The organism is Paenibacillus sp. P4_E11 (genome assembly GCF_056401635.1).
The window spans coordinates 1-628 of record NZ_JBFUIX010000683.1 but is presented as its reverse complement, the minus strand read 5'-3'; the positions used below and the strand labels follow the sequence as shown (position 1 = coordinate 628).

Here is a 628-nt window from a genome sequence, read left to right as displayed (position 1 = left end):
AGGTAAAACAGCGAATTGGTTGAACAAGTCGCCTAATATAGGGAAACCTTTTGTGAATACTGTATTCCCATTCGTTAGAACACCTATCAATATGGCTTCAGCAGCTGTCACGTTGACACCAGCTGGCATCATCAAAGGTTTGTATCAATTAACAAGTAAATCTAACGCATCTCGTAGGGAAGCCATCAGAACATTGTCACTCGGATTAACAGGATCTGCCGGGCTTGGAGCAGTTGGTTACTACTTAGAACAAGCTGGCATCATAACAGGGGCTAATGACAGTGGTAATAAAGATGTGGATGCCATACGGGAGCAAGCAGGGAAAGGCAAATATCGCTTCAACACATCTGCACTTATGAGGTACTTGGATGCAATGTTCAGTGGAGAAGGATCAGACGCAGCGGAGGAGGCAGCGAAGTACCAAAAAGGAGATAAGCAATTCGACTACAACAGATTACAGCCATTGGCATTTCCGGTCGCAATAGGTGCGAGTTTGTCTGAAAATAGAGATAAGCCATTATTAGATCGTGTAGGAAGAGCCTCCGAAGATTCTGTGGGATCTCTTTTGGGCATGTCATCACTGAAGGGTTTGCAAGATACTTTTCAACCGCAATATGGAGGAACACAA

1 protein-coding gene is annotated in these 628 nt (G+C 44.3%); it reads left to right on the top strand.

Annotated elements, in window-relative coordinates:
* Nucleotides 1-52 precede the first annotated feature (52 nt).
* Nucleotides 53-628: hypothetical protein (locus AC1DWB_RS36905; RefSeq protein WP_477545993.1), on the top strand; the 576-nt coding region annotated here is incomplete at its 3' end.